The organism is Pseudobacillus wudalianchiensis, from assembly GCF_001685015.1.
Taxonomy (GTDB): Bacteria; Bacillota; Bacilli; order Bacillales; family Domibacillaceae; genus Pseudobacillus; species Pseudobacillus wudalianchiensis.
The window spans coordinates 378,109-394,883 of record NZ_MAYT01000023.1; the positions used below are offsets into that span (position 1 = coordinate 378,109).

Genomic DNA, 16,775 nt, shown 5'->3' on the forward strand with positions numbered 1-16,775 from the left:
TGATATAAAAAAGAGACTTCGTCTATACTCTCAAACAGCCCACACTGAAGGCTGTTTTTATTTTAAATAAAAAGAATAAAAAAAAGAAAAGGCCTTGTATCATTACAAGGCCTTTTCTCACGAACAAAGGGGATGGGAGAAATTTTTCACGGTCAAACAAAGGGGTATATGTTTGTATGTGATCAACTTCACGATTTTTATCTTATCATGTATATGCTATTAAAAACAAGGGATGGTGCTTGATTTCACACATTTGTCATAACAATGGAATAGAAAGCGTAAACTAACATATAATGGTACAAGTTGTGGGAGGTCCCTCTATGAAATGGGTTATTTTCTTATTTTATCTTTCTCTTATGGCCGGTGCATTCTTTTTCCACGTGCTCGGTCTGCTGAACTTATACCCATTATATGTAACAGCTCCGGTGTTATTTTTCGTTTTATTTCTTCCTGTTTATGTGCTGAACCGATCAAAGAGATCCAGGTAAAGAGCTCAATGAAGCAAAGTCTACATTGGTTTTTGCAGAAAATGAAGCCTGCTTAGAAGCTGCCACTGTACGTTTGTAAATAGCAAGAGCGCCCGAATACACGGACGCTCTCTTTTTTACGACAATAGCTGTTCCATTTCATTCAGCTTTTGTTCAAATACCTTGCAGGCTTCTTCAATTGGTTGAGCCGTCGTCATATCCACTCCAGCCTTCTTCAACACTTCGATCGGATAATCAGAGCTGCCGGCTTTTAAAAATTCATTAATGTAGCGATCGACTGCTGGCTGTCCTTCTTCTAAAATTTGTTTGCTAAGCGCTGTAGCTGCACTGAAGCCTGTTGCATATTGGTACACATAATAGTTGTAATAGAAGTGCGGAATCCGCGCCCACTCAAGGCCAATCTCTTCATCGATAACCATGCCGCTTCCAAAATATTTTTTGTTCAGCTCATAGTATTCCTTTGTTAAGGTCTCTGCTGTTAATGCCTCTCCATTTTGCGCTTTCATATGGATGAGGTGCTCAAATTCAGCAAACATCGTCTGACGGAAGACCGTGCCACGGAAGCCTTCTAAATAATGATTTAAAATATAGAGACGCTTCTTTTCATCGTCTACGTTCTTAAGTAGATGGTCATTCAACAATGCCTCATTACAAGTGGAAGCTACCTCTGCCACGAAGATGGAATAATTGCCGTATACGTATGGCTGAGACTCTCTCGTAAAATAACTGTGCATGCTGTGGCCAAATTCATGAACAAGCGTAAATAAGTTATTGACGTTATCCTGCCAGTTCATTAAAATATATGGATTTGTTCCGTACGTACCAGAAGAATAAGCACCACTTCGTTTGCCTTTATTTTCAACGACATCCACCCAGCGGTTTTCCAGGCCGCTCTTTAGGATCTTGCCGTATTCTTCTCCCATCGGAGCCAAGCCCTTTATCATGTACTCCTTCGCTTCGTCGTAAGTTACTTTCATTTTGATATCTTTTACGAGCGGAGTGTACAAGTCGTACATATGAAGCTCATCGACACCGAGCACTTTTTTCCGCAATTCTACATAACGGTGAAGCAAAGGCAAGTTTTTGTTTACCGTATCAACGAGATTATCATACACCGCTTCCGGAATATTATTGCCTGAAAGCGCTGCTTCCCTTGCATTGTTGTAATGCCGAACACGTGCATAAAAATTATCTTTCTTCACCTGGCTGCTAAGCGTGCTGGCAAATGTATTTTTAAAATCACCGTACGTTTTGTAGACCGCTTTAAAAGCCTCTTCCCGTACACGGCGATCGCTGGACTCTAGAAACTGAATATAGCGGCCATGCGTAATTTGCACGTCGTCTCCATCTTCATCCTTAATAACCGGGAACTCTAAATCTGCATTGTTCAACATGCTAAACGTGTTGCTAGAAGCGGACGTCACTTCCGAAACCTGAGCCAGCAGGTTTTCCTCTGCCGCAGATAATACGTGCGGACGCTGCAAATTAATTTCTTCAATGGCATGTCTATATACTTTCAGCCCCTCATACTGCTCCACAAATTCCTTTAGCTTGTCTTCATCAATCTCTAAAATTTCAGGCGTTGCATAAGAAAGGGCGCTTCCAATTTGCGTATATAAGTTTTTTGCCCGGTCATCCATTCCCTGGTAGTGAGAATTGGTTGTATCCTGATCATAGCGCATATGGGAGTATGTATAGAGCTTGCCCATACGCTCTAATAATTCATCCTGGTAAGTAAAAAAACGGAAAAGATTTTCTGCACTTTCTCCAAGCGTTCCACGATAAGTTTGTGCTTGCTCCGACAGCTGCTTCACTTGCTTAAATTCTTCTTCCCACTGCTCATCGTTTTCAAAAATATCTTCAAGCCGCCACGTCAACTCTTCTGATACTTGTTCTCTTGTTGGAAGCTGCTTTACTGCTTGTTCATTCGTCATCTTGAATCCCTCCAGTTTCCATATTTTCTCTTCCTCTTAATCATATTATTGTATGCTGAAAAACTCAAAAAATAAGCCGGTGCATCAGCAACTCTTCAAATTCCTTTATAAAGCCTTTCTCTCTTTCCATCTGTCCAAAAGTTGTCTGGCCCGCTTCCTTTTCGGCTTTTCCGGCTAATTCCCAAAAAGCCAAGTATTCTTTCATCAGATCGGTAATTGTAGGTGTGGAGAGCACTGGAAATACATTTAGCTGCAGCTCTCCTTTTTTAATCCGGTTTTCTATCGCAGCTGCTGCTTCCCGCTCTTCTACTTTCTCTTCGTGGATCAACAAGTCGTTCCATAAGTAAAATTGCCATTCAATGGGATGATTTTTAATAAGTGCCATGAAGCGTACTGGTACTCCAATACAAAGCGGCAGCAACGATGGATGGTGGCCTGTTTTATATACTGCGCTGAAAAATGGATCGTATAACCCTTGTTGAAAATATAGTTTTTGTTGGAGCCATCTCTCTTTTTGTTTGAACCAGTCAGACAGAGAAAAAAGAACAGAAGCTGGTGGTTGTGCAAAATGCGGTGGATAGGATAAAGAAGTGAGCGGAATCGTTTGTAGAGAAGCAGAATAAAGCGAGGAAGTAAGCGGAATAAGCTGCGAGTAGAGGGTGAATTGCTCCCGATTGGGACAATATGCTAAAAACCAGAAGCCGAACAGAGGAGAATATTGAAAAAAGAGACGGTGAAACGTGGAAAATTGATAAAAACGTCCTTGCCTTTTAATGGGCGGCCCGCCATAAATCCAAAAAGGGAAAAATTCGTTTTCTTGGTACCCTTGCGTTCTTGCTGTGAACAAGGCGGCTGAAAGAAAAGAGCATTGATATTCAATTGCTACTTTCCTATCAACAAGCAAATCGGGACGCTGGGAAATCTCCGGCAAATAAGCTTCTGCCTCCACCTGATGGGTACGGCTAATCCAACTATGCAAGTCCGCTTTCCCTTTCAAATGGCGTTCAGACTCTCCCTCAGAAAATGGCTGGCATCCCTCTAATTGTTTGTGTGCAAAATGAGGAATTTTCACGGCCCCTGCCTTTAAAATGACTGGCTGCCTGCATGACGGACAAAATTGAGAGGAAGAGCGAATTTTTTGGATCGTTTGCTGGTCAGGACGATTTGTCAAACTAACCAGCTGTCCGGCCTGATCCCTTGCAACAAGCATCTATTGTCACTCCTTTCTTACCTATCACTATTCTCCTTTCCTCTCTTTTATCCTGCCGCCCGGCCTGTGAAGATTATTTTAGGCGCTGTTCATCGTTCTGGCGTGTTGTTTGCAATCGATAGGAATTTCTCTCCATTATTGCCGCAGTGTTACTTTTATAATAATGGTGATAGCAGCCTTGATGTTGACTCGATGAGACGGTAACCGAGATGGCGTCCATTAAAGTCCTCAAGATCAATTTCATCCGAGGCGTTGAGATCGTTAAGATACTCTCTTACAAGCGATTCAATGCTATGGGTATGGTACAAGAAGGCATTGACCTCAAAATTTAAATGAAAGCTTCTCATGTCCATATTAGAGGTACCGATAGAGGCTATTTCACCGTCTACGATGATAAACTTACTGTGCATGAACCCTTCTCTATATTCAAAAATACGGGCTCCTGCTTCAAGCAGTTCCGGAAAATAAGATCGAGATGCATGAAAAACAATTCGCTTATCAGGTCGCTTTGGCACTAGCAGCCGGACATCGACTCCGCTTAGTGCCGCAATTTTTAATGCTGAAAAAATGTCTTCATCGGGAATAAAATACGGGCTCGCAATCCAGACAAATTCTTGCGCCGATGTAATCATAGAAAAGAAAACATTTTTAATGACACTCCACTCATTGTCCGGACCGCCAGCAATCATTTGAACCCCACCCGTTCTTCGGACCTTCTTCTCTGGTTCTGGTGTCAAATAACCGGGTGTAATAAAGCTGTCATTCGTCATGTAATACCAATCCTGCAGAAAGATTAACTGCAGGGAGCGGACTGCTTCTCCGCGCACGTACAAATGAGTGTCACGCCAAAATCCGAATTGAGGGTCTTTCCCTAAATACTCATCCCCGATATTTAAGCCGCCGACAAACCCGACCTTTCCATCAATGACGATAATCTTTCGATGGTTTCGAAAATTAAACTTACTGTTTAAGAACGGCATTTTCACCGGACCAAATGCTACCATTTCAATGCCAGCTTCTCGCAATTCTTGAATATAGGCCTTTGACAGCTTCCAAGAACCGACCGCGTCATATAAAAAGCGAACCTTCACTCCCTCTCTCGCTTTAGCAATTAGCACCTCTTTAATCTCATTGCCAATGTCATCTGCCCGTACGATGTAATATTCTAAATGGATATGATGCCTCGCTTTTTTTAGCTCTTTTAGAATGGACTCAAATGTCTCTGCTCCGTTTGTCAGTAACTCTGTCTCTGTGTGGAAAGAGATCTCCATATTCCCAAGCCGTTCAGCTAATGCATAAATTTTATGTTCTCCATACTTTTGAAAGTGCTGCTTTAAATCCTCTTTTGTGTGGGTGAAATTATATTTTTGATATGTTTCTTTATCTAAAATATATTTCTTCTTAAACATCCGCTCTTTCCGATAACTTCTTCCAAATAACAAGTAAAAAATAAATCCTAAAAGCGGAAAAGCGCCTAACACGACAAGCCACGTAACTGTCTGCGTCGGATGTCTGTTTTCAAAAAAGATTAAAAAGCTAATGACGATGACAGATAGTGTTAAGGCTACACTCGTATATTTTAACAACCCACTCATATAATGATCGGCCCACAATATGTAGAGCACAACCACCACTAACACAAAACCAACTACTTTTATTGTATTTTTCATCCTTTTTCCTGCCCCTTCTCACCCTGCTGCTCTTCTCCTGCTATTATACCCTCTTTTTTCAAAGAAAAGCTCTGTCCTCATACTTTATTGGTGCATAAAAAAAGCGCTGATTTCAAAAGAAATCTGCGCTGGCTTTATTAGTTAAAATATTTGCGGACCGTTTCAAATACATTGCTTTCCATCACGCATGTTCCGTACTCTTGAAGGCGATGGATCGTAACACCAGATTCATCCGTATACTCAAGCAGGAAGCTTAATGTATTCTCCACTTTTTCTTCATCCAATATTTCTTCTGGGAATTCCACAAATAAATAATACTTATCGTTATAAGCATACAGCTGTGTCGATAACTCATCAAGAGAGGTATATTTACTCAACTGTATAAGGTCCTCAAAGTCCTTAAATGTAAGCATAAATTCCAACAGTGGCTCTTTTGCTTCATCATCTTCCCTTGCCTGAAAATGCTCATCCAGCAACTCTTCTAAGCGGTCATCTACTGGGAAATCCCGGTACTTATCTCCGGGCAGCGGCAGTTCGATTCTTTGACCGTCTTTCGTTAAGTTCGCTTGTGTGACCAATATTTCCAATCCTTTATCTAAAGCCTGGACTTGAATCCACAGCGGACCATCGACTGTAAAATCTTCTTCATCGTGTATTTCTTCCATCATATCCCAAAAGAGTTCTTCGCTCCGCTCACGATTATACCAAATTTCCTCGCGGTCAAAGCCTCTTTCCTCTATATCCAAGTATGAAATGTAAAACTTCACTGTGTTATCGTTAATACGTTCGATTTCCATAACTACCTCTCCCTTCCGTCTAAGGGTACCTGAGGACGCCTCCCCTTATTATTAGGCAATGCCCTAACTGGCTTGATGCTATACATCTACCTGATTCTATTGTATGCTAAACGTACAGCAAATGAAAATATAATGATTTTAAAATAAAAAGAGTGTCTCGCTATTCTATCTGAATTTTATAAAAATTACAACCTGAAAAAATAAAATAAAAACCCCCATACTACTGGTATGAAGGTCTCTCTTCTTTAGTTGACGAGCCGTTGTGCTTCCTTTAATTGGAATGTGCGCACTTTTCTTGGTAAGAAGCGGCGAATTTCATCTTCGTTGTAGCCTACTTGTAATCGTTTCTCATCCAGAATAATCGGACGGCGAAGCAGCCCCGGATTAGATTGGATCAGTTCGAATAAATTTTGCAGAGGCAATGTCTCAAGATCTACGTTTAATTTTTGGAAGATTTTTGAGCGCGTGGAAATGATTTCATCCGTGCCATCTTCTGTCATTCTTAATATTTCTTTAATTTCTTCGATGCTCAAAGGCTCAGAAAAAATATTTCTTTCAACGTATGGAATTTCGTGTTCTTCTAACCATGCTTTCGCTTTGCGGCAGGAAGTACAACTTGGTGAAGTATATAAAGTAACCATTCCTCAAACACACTCCTTAAAGATTAAAATATAATACCTGTTTTTCATGAGGAATCTCCATTCATGAAGCAGTCGTTTTGAATCGCTTCAATGTCCGGCTACACTATATATTATACATGATGGAGCGGCTCATGAATATAGTTTTCATTACATTGTAATAATAATTACAAATTTTTTTCATTTCGTGATTTGTTTTGAAAAGATAGACATACTTTTTATTTGTACCCGCTGTTCTCCTACTTTAAACCCAAAATAAATATTTTACTAAACAAATAAAAAACAGTCCCAAAATGAGAATGGAAATAAAGATTACTTTATACACTAACAGGCTGATTGAGAACGTTCTCCTTGCTTCTGACAATGAGTAGCTGGCGTTCATCAACAGCCTGTCAAAGTTTTCTAGGAATTGAATCTAGTTTTGCCGCTTGTTATGTTAATTCGCTTAATATATCTTCTTCTCTCGTTTCATCTCTGGATAAAACTTTATGAACTGGATCAAATGGTTCACCATATAACTCTTCATCTTTATATTTATGAATAAGACGATAGGTTTTTTTCATGTTATCGTAAATTTGCTCTTCCGTTTCATCATTCGGCGCCCAATAGAGGATTTCCATATCATTTACTTCATTGGTAGCGAGTGAGCGGCGGGAATATCCAATAGTTGAAGCATGCTTGAATCCTTCGCGCGCATAGAAACGCAGACGTTTTCCACTATCTGTGTCTTCATAATTTATCGGTTCTACTTCTAAAATGATAGCTTTTCCTTTTTCTTTCAGCTGCTCGATCAGCTTATGTCCAAGTCCCTGGCCGCGTGCATTTTTAGAAACAAATAAATAATCAACAAACACAAAATCATCGAGCTCCACGTAAATAAGCACGTGATTCGGTCCCTCATCTTTATGATAAATATCACTTTGTTCCTCTAAAAGCAACTCGATATGTTCTCTTGACTTCATTTCTTCAATCGGAAAATACTGATTCAACTTTTCATACCAATGCATTTAATCTTCCTTTCCTGTCAAAGGTGTGTAGTCCACATTTGATGTATAGTTGTTGCTAGCATTCCACAATAAAAATTCATTTATGCCATTTTCATTTAATGCCCGGATTTGGGCCTCTACCTCTTCTTTTCCATAAGGACGATAGTTGCCAGTCCCAAGCCAAGAAGCCGTAAAGTCTTGCAGCCATGGTCTAGAAAGAGGCGGTGTCTTTAATGCTTTTAACTTTTTATTCTCCACTTTAACGTATTCTGTCACTAGTTTATATGGTTCCGTGTCAGGCTTCTCAATGCCAAAATAAGAAGTCCAATGGCTAGGGTAGATCATCGAGGAGATCACGTCGACGTTCTCTGAAATCTTCGAGAAGTTTTGTCCGATTCCCGGAGCTTCTGGAAGCGTAGCGGAATAGCCAAAGATATCGACTGACACTTTCACACCATAAGGCTTTAGTTTTTCCCTGGCGTAAGCAACAAAATCGGTCACCGCTTGCACGCGGCGTTGAACAAAATCCTCCTTCGAATGCTCATATTTTCCCATACTATAGGCAAGCTGCTTATCGCGCTTCTCAAATCCTTCTGGAAAACGGACATAATCAAACTGCACTTCCTGAAAGCCCATTTTCGCCGCTTCAATCGCTATCCCGACATTATAATCCCATACTTCTTTCATGAATGGATTAACGAAAGCATCGCCATTGCCGTTCGTCCACACCTTTCCTCCTTCCGTAAAGGACCACTCCGGCTTTGCTTTCGCTAAATTGGTGTCTTTGAATACAACAACACGGGCAATCGGATAAATCTGCTTTTCCTCCATCTTCTTTAGTAGTTTTTTTGGATCTTTAATAAACGGCTGACTAATGCGCGCATACGGAGAATCCGGTTCCGTCTTATATGTAAGGTTCCCCAAATCATCTTTTATGTCAATGACCATTGCATTTAACTCGGTGTCTTCCACCATTTTCATCAGCCTATCGAAGCGTGTGCTGCCTGCTGAGTGGCCAGTCACATAAATCCCCCGGACAGCATCCGGGTAGGAAAAGTGAAGTTCTGATCCTTGTTGAAAGCGTGTCATATTCTTTGGAATTTCTTTGCTAAGCTCTGGTACTGGCCGCTCTTTGAAAGTACCTTTTTCATCCGCCGCAATAGCTCCTCCTGCCAACAACATCATGCCTATTATTATTGCTGCTCCGGATGTTCTCCACCTCCGCATACACATCTCTCCTCTTCACCCTTTTTCATCCAGCCTCCTTTATCCTTTATCCTTTATCCTGCTCATTTCACTTTAAACTATAAATTCTGCACTTCTTAAAATATTCCTTTATAGGGACTTATCAAGATTTTGTTCACGCTTCGAAGTATTCCTATACTCGCTGACTAGTTATTATTTTTCTAAAAAAAGAGAGCTGCCTACTAGCCAGTCAGGTTGTGACCGTGTAGATAGCTCCCTTTTTTTAATAATTTGCTTGATAGTGGGTAAATTCTTTTTCAGAACAGTAGACCCAATGGCCGGGCGCTACTTCTCTCATTTTTACTTCTTCACCGGCCGCATAATGATGAACGGCCGGATTGTATGTTTTCCGTGTACGGGTTCTTTCGTAATCCGGGTCTGGAAGTGGGATAGCTGAAAGCAGTGACTGTGTATATGGGTGAAGCGGCTTTTCGTACAGCACATTACTTGGTGCCAGTTCCACCAGTTTTCCAAAATACATGACGCCGATACGGTCGCTAATGTACTTTACCATGGACAGGTCATGGGCGATAAATAAGTACGTCAAGCCTTTCTCCTTTTGCAGCTTCCGCATCAAGTTTACAACTTGTGCTTGAATCGATACATCAAGTGCTGAGATCGGTTCATCGGCAATAATAAAGTCGGGCTCAACCGCAAGAGCACGGGCAATTCCAAGTCGTTGACGCTGGCCGCCAGAGAATTCATGCGGGTAGCGGTTGGCGTGCTCACGATTTAAGCCGACCGTTTCCAGTAAACTATATACCTTATCCATCCGTTCTTTTTTTGTTTTTGCCAAGCCATGAATATCAATTCCTTCTGCAATAATGTCCACTACCTTCATCCGCGGATTCAGAGACGCATACGGATCTTGGAAGATCATTTGCATTTTTCGGTTAAACTCTTTTAAATCTTTTTTCGATTTTTTTCCGTGAACATCTTTTCCGTTAAATAACACCTGTCCCCCGGTGGCTTCGTATAAACGAATGATCGTCCGGCCAGTTGTTGACTTCCCGCACCCTGACTCCCCTACTAGACCGAGTGTTTCGCCACGGTAGATATCAAAGGAAATGTCATCTACCGCCTTCACCATATTCGGTTTGCCTTCGTTAAAGTATTGCTTTAAATTTTTGATCTCTAGTAGCTTTTCAGCCATATCAGCGACCTCCCCCAACCAATACAGGCTTATCAAAATTTTGTGGCATCGTCCGCTGAGTTTGCCGTACATTCACCGGCGGCTCAACGGCTGGTGCGTCTGGATGAAGCAGCCACGATTTTACGAAGTGAGTAGGTGATACTTGATACACAGGCGGCTCCTGTTCAAAATCAATCTTCATTGCATAGCTGCTTCTTAGAGCAAAAGCATCTCCTTTTGGCGGATTTAACAAATCTGGAGGCGTCCCCGGAATAGCCTGTAACGCTATTCCTTCCTCTGTGTCTAAGCTCGGCATGGAAGACAGTAAGCCCCACGTATACGGATGACGTGGATCATAAAAGATTTCATCGACTGTTCCTGTTTCCACAATTTGCCCTCCATACATAACAGCTACCCTGTCAGCGACATTGGCGACTACCCCAAGATCGTGTGTAATAAAAATAATGGAGGTTTCAATTTTTTTCTGTAATTCTTTCATTAGTTCTAAAATTTGCGCTTGAATCGTTACATCAAGAGCTGTTGTTGGTTCATCGGCAATTAAAATCTTAGGATTACAAGCAAGAGCGATGGCAATGACGACACGCTGACGCTGTCCACCCGAAAATTGATGAGGATACTGCTTCATCCGCGCTTCCGGATTTGGAAGACCAACAAGCGCTAGTAGCTCGATCGCGCGCTTTCTCGCTGCCTCTTTCTTCATTTTTTGATGTTTTAAAAGCGGTTCCATTATTTGCTTCCCTACTGTCATCGTTGGATTAAGGGAAGTCATAGGATCTTGGAAAATCATCGAAATCTCTTTTCCCCGCAGCTTTTCCATTTCTTTTTCTGAGATTTTCACTAAATCTTTTCCTTCGAATAACATCTTTCCTTCTTTAATTCGTCCAGGCGGATTTGGGATTAAGCGCATGAGCGCCTTTGTTGTTACTGATTTTCCGGAACCAGATTCTCCTACGATCGCCAGTGTTTCTCCTTTTCTTAAATGAAAATCTACCCCACGGACAGCTTTTACTTCTCCCGCATGCGTATCGAAGGAGACATGTAAGTTTTGAACATCTAACAATCTTTCCATCGAATATTCTCCTCCTAGTGATTATTTCCGCATTTTTGGATCAAGCGCATCGCGCAAGCCATCAGCTAATAAGTTAAAACTCAAAATGAGCAAGCTAATAATAACAGATGGAATAATCAGCATATGAGGATATACCTGCAGTGATTTAAATCCATCATTTACGAGAGAACCGAGTGAAGCTTCTGGCGGGCGAATCCCAAGGCCGATAAAGCTGAGGAAGGCCTCTGTAAAAATAGCAGACGGAATCGTAAACATGGTTGTAACGATAATCGGTCCCATCACGTTAGGCATTAGATGTTTCCAAATCAACCGATTCCCTGAAGCTCCAAGAGTGCGTGAAGCAAGGACAAATTCCTGGCCTTTTAATTTCAAAAATTGCCCGCGGACAATCCTCGCCATGTTGACCCATCCCGTAATAACCATCGCCATTGTGATAGAGAAAATCCCTGGTTCAAAGACGAGAATAAACAAAATGACTACGATTAAGTGAGGAATCCCCATCAAAATCTCAATAACACGCTGCATAATGTTATCGACACGACCACCGTAAAAACCGGAGATCCCTCCATAGGCAATCCCAATAAAAAAGTCGATAATAGCAGCTAATAGACCAATATAAATGGAGATACGCGTACCGTACCACGCTCTTGTCCATAGATCACGCCCAAGCTCATCTGTACCAAACCAATAAGCTTCTTTTACATTTTTCGCTTTATACATATCAAAGCCGTCTTTATCTTTGCCATCAAACGGCAGCCATTCAATATTTGCAAGTGCCGGAATTTTCGGCGGCAGCTTCGCGTGGGCAATGTTTTGTTCCTTATACGTGTATTTGTTCATAGATGGCCCAAAAATTGCCATAAAGGACAGAAGCAAGATTAAGATTAATCCAACAATGGCTCCTTTGTTTCCTTTTAATCGCAGCCAAGCATCCTGCCAAAAATTCAAGCTCGGCCGACTGATCGTGTCTGATTGCAAAGCTTGCTTTTCGGCTGGCTGAAAAAGGTCTTTTTGCAATTCAACGTTTTTTTCTGCTTGTTCTGTGCTCATTATTTCTTCCCTCCACTCAATCGGATACGTGGATCGATCACACCATAAAGAATGTCGACAATAAAGACAACAACAATAAATAACACGCTATAAAAGAGCGTTACCCCCATAATGACCGTGAAATCATTTGTCATGATTGAACGGACAAACTGCTGTCCGATTCCAGGAATACCAAAGATATTCTCAATAACGAGTGAACCAGTCATAATATTTACCGCTAACGGGCCCAATAAGGTGATAATCGGAATTAAAGCATTTCGCAGAGCATGTTTCACCATAATATCAAAAGAACTGATTCCTTTTGCGCGCGCCAGCATAATATAGTCGGAGCTTAATACTTCTAGGAGTTCAGACCGCATGTACCGTGCCACGGTAGCAATTACGAATACAGATAAAGCAATGGTCGGAAGCACCGTGTATTCAAACCCTTCCCATGCGGCTACCGGAAAAATTGGATATTTAACTGCAAAATAGTACTGCAATAATCCAGCGAAGACAAAAGAAGGGATTGATATTCCTAAGACGGCAACGGTCGTAGCTGCATAATCCAACAGACTATTTTGTCTTATAGCAGCAAGCAGACCTAAAATAATCCCAACAATTGTTCCAAATACAACAGCTTGGAAACCTAAATACGCGGAGGGACCAATACGCTCACCAATCATGGTTGAGACCGGACGATTATCATATTGAAAAGATAAACCTAAGTCCCCTTTAAACAGATTGGCCATATAATGAACGTATTGGACAGGAAGAGGGTCATTTAACCCGTACTTATCAAGAATAATTTCTTGTTGGGCCGGGCTTAATTTTTCTTGATTTTTAAGTGGCGATCCTGGCAGGAGCTTCATTAAGAAGAAAGTAAGTGTTGCAATAATTAATAAAGTAATAACCATATAGATTAATCTTTTAAAAACAAACTTTGCCATTGGAAGCCCTCCTTTACTATTTTTCAATAAATTCTTTTTATTGTTTGATAAATTCATTCAATTCAGATTTTTATCCCCTTAGCAGGGAAAAAGGAGAGCATATGCTTCTAGCGCATACACCCTCCTCCTCAATATAGGTATTTAACCTGCTTACTTAAACTCCGCCCATTTATAAGAGCGTTCTGGTCCAACTTTGTGGAATAACACACCCTCTAATTTCGGATTTGATAAGTAAGCACGAGATCTTTGATACATTGGGGCAATAGCTGCTTCATCCTCTAACAGGATCTTCTCAGCTTTCACTAGAGCTTCCCAGCGTTTTTCTGGCTCAAGAAGCAAAGTCGTTTTGCCTTCTTGGATTAATTTGTCATATTCTTTATTAGAGAAACCTTGTTGGTTATGAGCCCCGCCAGTTACATACATATCTAAGTATGTCATTGGATCTAAATAGTCTGCTCCCCAACCGCCAAGAGACAATTGATAATCCATTTTTGTTTCAAGATCAAGCTTTTGCTTAAATGGCTGTTGTTTAAGATTAATAGTTAAGCCATCAAGATTTTTTTCAAGTTGTTCTTTAATGTATTCGCCGACTTTTTTAGATAAGTCATCATCATAGTTTAACAATTCCAATGTAACTGTATCTTGTCCAAGTGCTTTCTTTGCTGCTTCCCAATGCTTTTTCGCTTCTTTAAGATTTGTCTTTAAGTATTTATCGCCTGATTCACGGAAGTCTTTTCCATCTGGCCCTTTCGCAAATTCTTCTGGAACGAAGAAATCTGCTACAACAGATCCATTATTCAATAGCACATCTGTGATGCCTTTTTTATCAAATCCCATAGCAATCGCTTTACGGGCATCCACATTTTTCAACCATTCGCTCTTCGTTTGATTCATACGAATGAAGAAAATAGAAGATTCCTTAACTGTGAAGAAGCCTTCATTTTCTCTATACTTATCTACAAACTCAGAAGAAAGCTTAATTAAATCAGCGTCACCGCTTTCAAAAAGGTTAACATCTGTTTGAGTATCTTTAACAATCTTTGTATTGATTTGGTTCAGCTTAACCGTATCAGCATCCCAATACTCAGGATTTTTCTTTAATACGAACTTGTCTTCATGCTTCCACTGATCTAAAGTGAATGGACCATTGTATAAAGTAGTGTTAGCTTCTAGGCCGTATTTATCGCCTTGCTCTTTTACGTATTTTTCATTTTGTGGCAAGAACGTGCCAAAAGTTAGCAATTCTTTAAAATATGGCACTGGATTTTGCAGCTGCACTTCTAATGTTTTGTCGTCTACTGCTTTAACGCCAAGTTCTTCAGGCTTCATTTTACCTTCGTTGACAGCTTGGGCGTTTTTAATATCATACATGATGTAAGCGTATTCAGCAGCAGTGTTAGGATCTAAAGCCTTTCTCCAAGCAAAGACGAAATCATTTGCAGTTACCGGTTCTCCGTTAGACCACTTCGCATCACGAAGCTTGAATGTCCACGTTTTGCCATCTTCACTGATTTGTGGATCACCGTCAGCCATTCCATCTACTGCTTCATCATTTTTACCTAATCGGTACAATCCTTCCATCGTACTGTTTAATGTAGTAAAAGAAACAGTATCCGTTGCCAAAGCGGAGTCCATAGAAGGAATATCTTGTGTTTCTGTTAAATTCAAAACATTGTCGCTCTTATCAGAGCCTTTTCCGCCGCTGCCAGCTTTCTCTTTACTGTCATTGCCGCCTCCGCCGCAAGCAGCTAAGAACGTGCTCATTGCCAGCAACAGAACAAGAAATAGAGCGTAACTTTTCTTCTTCATCTTCATCCCCCTTGTCCATCATTTTCTTCCTGATTATTCAGAAGATTTCTTTACTAATTATAAACTTTATTAGTTTTTTTGCAATAATTATTTTAATTTTTTTAACAAGTTAGACATATTTTCGTAATCAAGCAGTTTGTTGCTGTAAAATAAGCCTTATGGCCTATTTTGTATTCAAACGAATAATAATCCATAAGTATGAAGCGCTTTCATTTACTAGCAATTCAGAATAGTTTACCAATAAAAATTCTTTTGATATAATTTATCCGCCTTAATACAGCCATGTTTGGAGAATTTATATAGGAAAAACTGGAGTACGTTCCCTTATTTTGCTATACTCCTATTATTCATGGAGGATCAATAAATGAAATTTTTACAAAGATTTCTTATTATCAGCGCTTGTATTATTATTCTTTCTGTTGTATACGCGTTATTTTCTGCTGTATTTTTTCGCAGCTTCTTAGACTTTTCTTTTTTATCTTCTCTTTTCTGTGTAACGGCAGGTGCCTTTCTATTCGTTTTGGAAGGCGGCTTTTTTAACAGCATAAATCGTAGCTTTAAGCTGTTTCGCAAATCTACAAAAGAAGGACAATATATTGCTGAATTCGACGATCTTGACGATACAAATTCACCGCATGAAGAGTATCCTAAAAAGAAAAGTTGTCAATGGACATACCCCCTTTTAACTGGCGGAGGCTGGATTGTGCTTGCTACTTTCATACTCGCGCTTATTTCCTGATCTTGAAAGTTGCAGAGTATTTGTTTATAATTTTGTCAACTAAGAAGTGAGGGATTATTTTATGAAAACAATATTTTCTGGCATCCAGCCGAGTGGAACTATTACGCTTGGCAACTACATTGGGGCGCTCAAACAATTTACTGAACTGCAGGACGATTACAATTGTTATTTTTGTATCGTTGATCAGCATGCTATTACGGTTCCACAAGATCGCCTTAAGCTGCGTCAAAATATCCGCAACCTAGCCGCTTTATACATAGCTGTTGGAATCGACCCTAAAAAAGCTACGTTGTTTATCCAATCAGAAGTACCGGCTCATGCTCAAGCAGGCTGGATGCTTCAATGTGTTGCCTATATTGGCGAATTAGAGCGGATGACACAGTTCAAAGATAAATCAGCCGGCAAGGAAGCCGTCTCTGCAGGTTTATTAACCTATCCGCCGCTCATGGCTGCAGATATTCTCCTTTATGGAGCGGATCTAGTCCCTGTTGGCGAAGACCAAAAACAGCACCTTGAGCTGACAAGAGATCTTGCTGAAAGATTTAACCGCAAATACAATGATATCTTCACAATCCCTGAAGTACGCATTCCTAAAGCGGGCGCTCGGGTGATGTCACTGCAAGACCCGACTAAAAAAATGAGTAAATCTGATCCAAATAGCAAAGCGTTCATTTCACTGCTAGATGATCCGAAACAAATTGAAAAGAAAATTAAAAGTGCTGTGACGGACTCAGATGGCATTGTCAAATACGACAAAGAGGAAAAACCAGGTATTTCCAATCTCATGTCCATTTATTCTGTGTTGGGCGGCTTGTCTATCGAAGACATTGAAAAGCGCTATGAAGGAAGAGGTTACGGTGACTTTAAAGCTGAACTAGCTGAAGTGGTTGTCCGTCATTTAGAACCAATTCAAAAACGTTATTATGAGCTTGTCGAATCTGAAGAGCTTGATCATATCCTTGATGAAGGAGCCGCTAAAGCCAATCAAGTGGCGGGCAAGATGGTAAAGAAGATGGAAAACGCTATGGGCCTTGGCCGAAAAAGAAAATAAGAACAGC

General features: G+C 40.6%; 15 protein-coding genes. 3 read left to right on the top strand and 12 right to left on the bottom strand.

Going from position 1 to position 16,775, the window contains the following annotated elements:
• The first annotated feature begins 320 nt into the window (after positions 1-320).
• The gene (locus A8F95_RS22505) at positions 321-488 is read left to right on the top strand and encodes a hypothetical protein (protein WP_176713687.1); all 168 of its coding nucleotides are present in this window, start codon (positions 321-323) and stop codon (positions 486-488) included.
• Between the two features lie 116 nt (positions 489-604).
• Here the strand turns inward: A8F95_RS22505 and pepF are convergent, their stop codons facing one another.
• From pepF to A8F95_RS12565, 12 genes are all read right to left on the bottom strand, one after another.
• Entirely contained in the window at positions 605-2,422 is a 1,818-nt protein-coding gene (gene pepF, locus A8F95_RS12510; RefSeq protein ID WP_065410801.1) for an oligoendopeptidase F, read from the bottom strand.
• Positions 2,423-2,486: 64 nt separating this feature from the next.
• Positions 2,487-3,632 carry a competence protein CoiA gene (locus tag A8F95_RS12515; protein ID WP_065410802.1) on the bottom strand — a complete coding sequence of 382 codons (1,146 nt, stop codon included), beginning with the start codon at positions 3,630-3,632 and terminating at the stop codon, positions 2,487-2,489.
• A 155-nt stretch (positions 3,633-3,787) separates the two neighbouring features.
• Entirely contained in the window at positions 3,788-5,302 is a 1,515-nt protein-coding gene (gene cls, locus A8F95_RS12520; RefSeq protein ID WP_065410803.1) for a cardiolipin synthase, read from the bottom strand.
• A 137-nt stretch (positions 5,303-5,439) separates the two neighbouring features.
• The gene (gene mecA / locus A8F95_RS12525) at positions 5,440-6,099 is read right to left on the bottom strand and encodes an adaptor protein MecA (protein WP_065410804.1); all 660 of its coding nucleotides are present in this window, start codon (positions 6,097-6,099) and stop codon (positions 5,440-5,442) included.
• Positions 6,100-6,344: 245 nt separating this feature from the next.
• Positions 6,345-6,740 (bottom strand): transcriptional regulator SpxA, encoded by a 396-nt coding sequence (gene spxA / locus A8F95_RS12530; RefSeq protein ID WP_049660716.1) that lies wholly within the window; start codon positions 6,738-6,740, stop codon positions 6,345-6,347.
• A 428-nt stretch (positions 6,741-7,168) separates the two neighbouring features.
• A complete protein-coding gene (locus tag A8F95_RS12535; RefSeq protein ID WP_065410805.1) occupies positions 7,169-7,744 on the bottom strand; it encodes a GNAT family N-acetyltransferase in 576 nt (191 codons plus the stop codon).
• Entirely contained in the window at positions 7,745-8,950 is a 1,206-nt protein-coding gene (locus A8F95_RS12540; protein WP_065410806.1) for a putative glycoside hydrolase, read from the bottom strand.
• A gap of 241 nt (positions 8,951-9,191) precedes the next feature.
• Entirely contained in the window at positions 9,192-10,121 is a 930-nt protein-coding gene (locus A8F95_RS12545; RefSeq protein ID WP_065410807.1) for an ABC transporter ATP-binding protein, read from the bottom strand.
• A gap of 1 nt (position 10,122) precedes the next feature.
• Positions 10,123-11,190, bottom strand: coding sequence for an ABC transporter ATP-binding protein (locus A8F95_RS12550; RefSeq protein WP_065410808.1), 1,068 nt, complete (start codon positions 11,188-11,190; stop codon positions 10,123-10,125).
• Positions 11,191-11,211: 21 nt separating this feature from the next.
• Entirely contained in the window at positions 11,212-12,240 is a 1,029-nt protein-coding gene (gene opp3C / locus A8F95_RS12555; protein WP_065410809.1) for an oligopeptide ABC transporter permease, read from the bottom strand.
• Positions 12,240-13,169, bottom strand: a complete 930-nt coding sequence (gene opp3b / locus A8F95_RS12560) for an oligopeptide ABC transporter permease (RefSeq protein WP_065410810.1) — start codon at positions 13,167-13,169, stop codon at positions 12,240-12,242. Before opp3b ends, opp3C begins: the two co-directional genes overlap by 1 nt.
• 150 nt (positions 13,170-13,319) lie before the next feature.
• Entirely contained in the window at positions 13,320-14,984 is a 1,665-nt protein-coding gene (locus A8F95_RS12565) for a peptide ABC transporter substrate-binding protein (RefSeq protein WP_065410811.1), read from the bottom strand.
• Positions 14,985-15,342: 358 nt separating this feature from the next.
• On the opposite strand from A8F95_RS12565, the gene A8F95_RS12570 reads away from it, so the two are divergent.
• On the top strand, positions 15,343-15,717 hold the full coding sequence (locus tag A8F95_RS12570; RefSeq protein WP_065410812.1) for a DUF3899 domain-containing protein: 375 nt from the start codon (positions 15,343-15,345) through the stop codon (positions 15,715-15,717).
• A 61-nt stretch (positions 15,718-15,778) separates the two neighbouring features.
• The gene (gene trpS, locus A8F95_RS12575) at positions 15,779-16,768 is read left to right on the top strand and encodes a tryptophan--tRNA ligase (RefSeq protein WP_065410813.1); all 990 of its coding nucleotides are present in this window, start codon (positions 15,779-15,781) and stop codon (positions 16,766-16,768) included.
• The last annotated feature ends 7 nt before the right edge of the window (positions 16,769-16,775 follow it).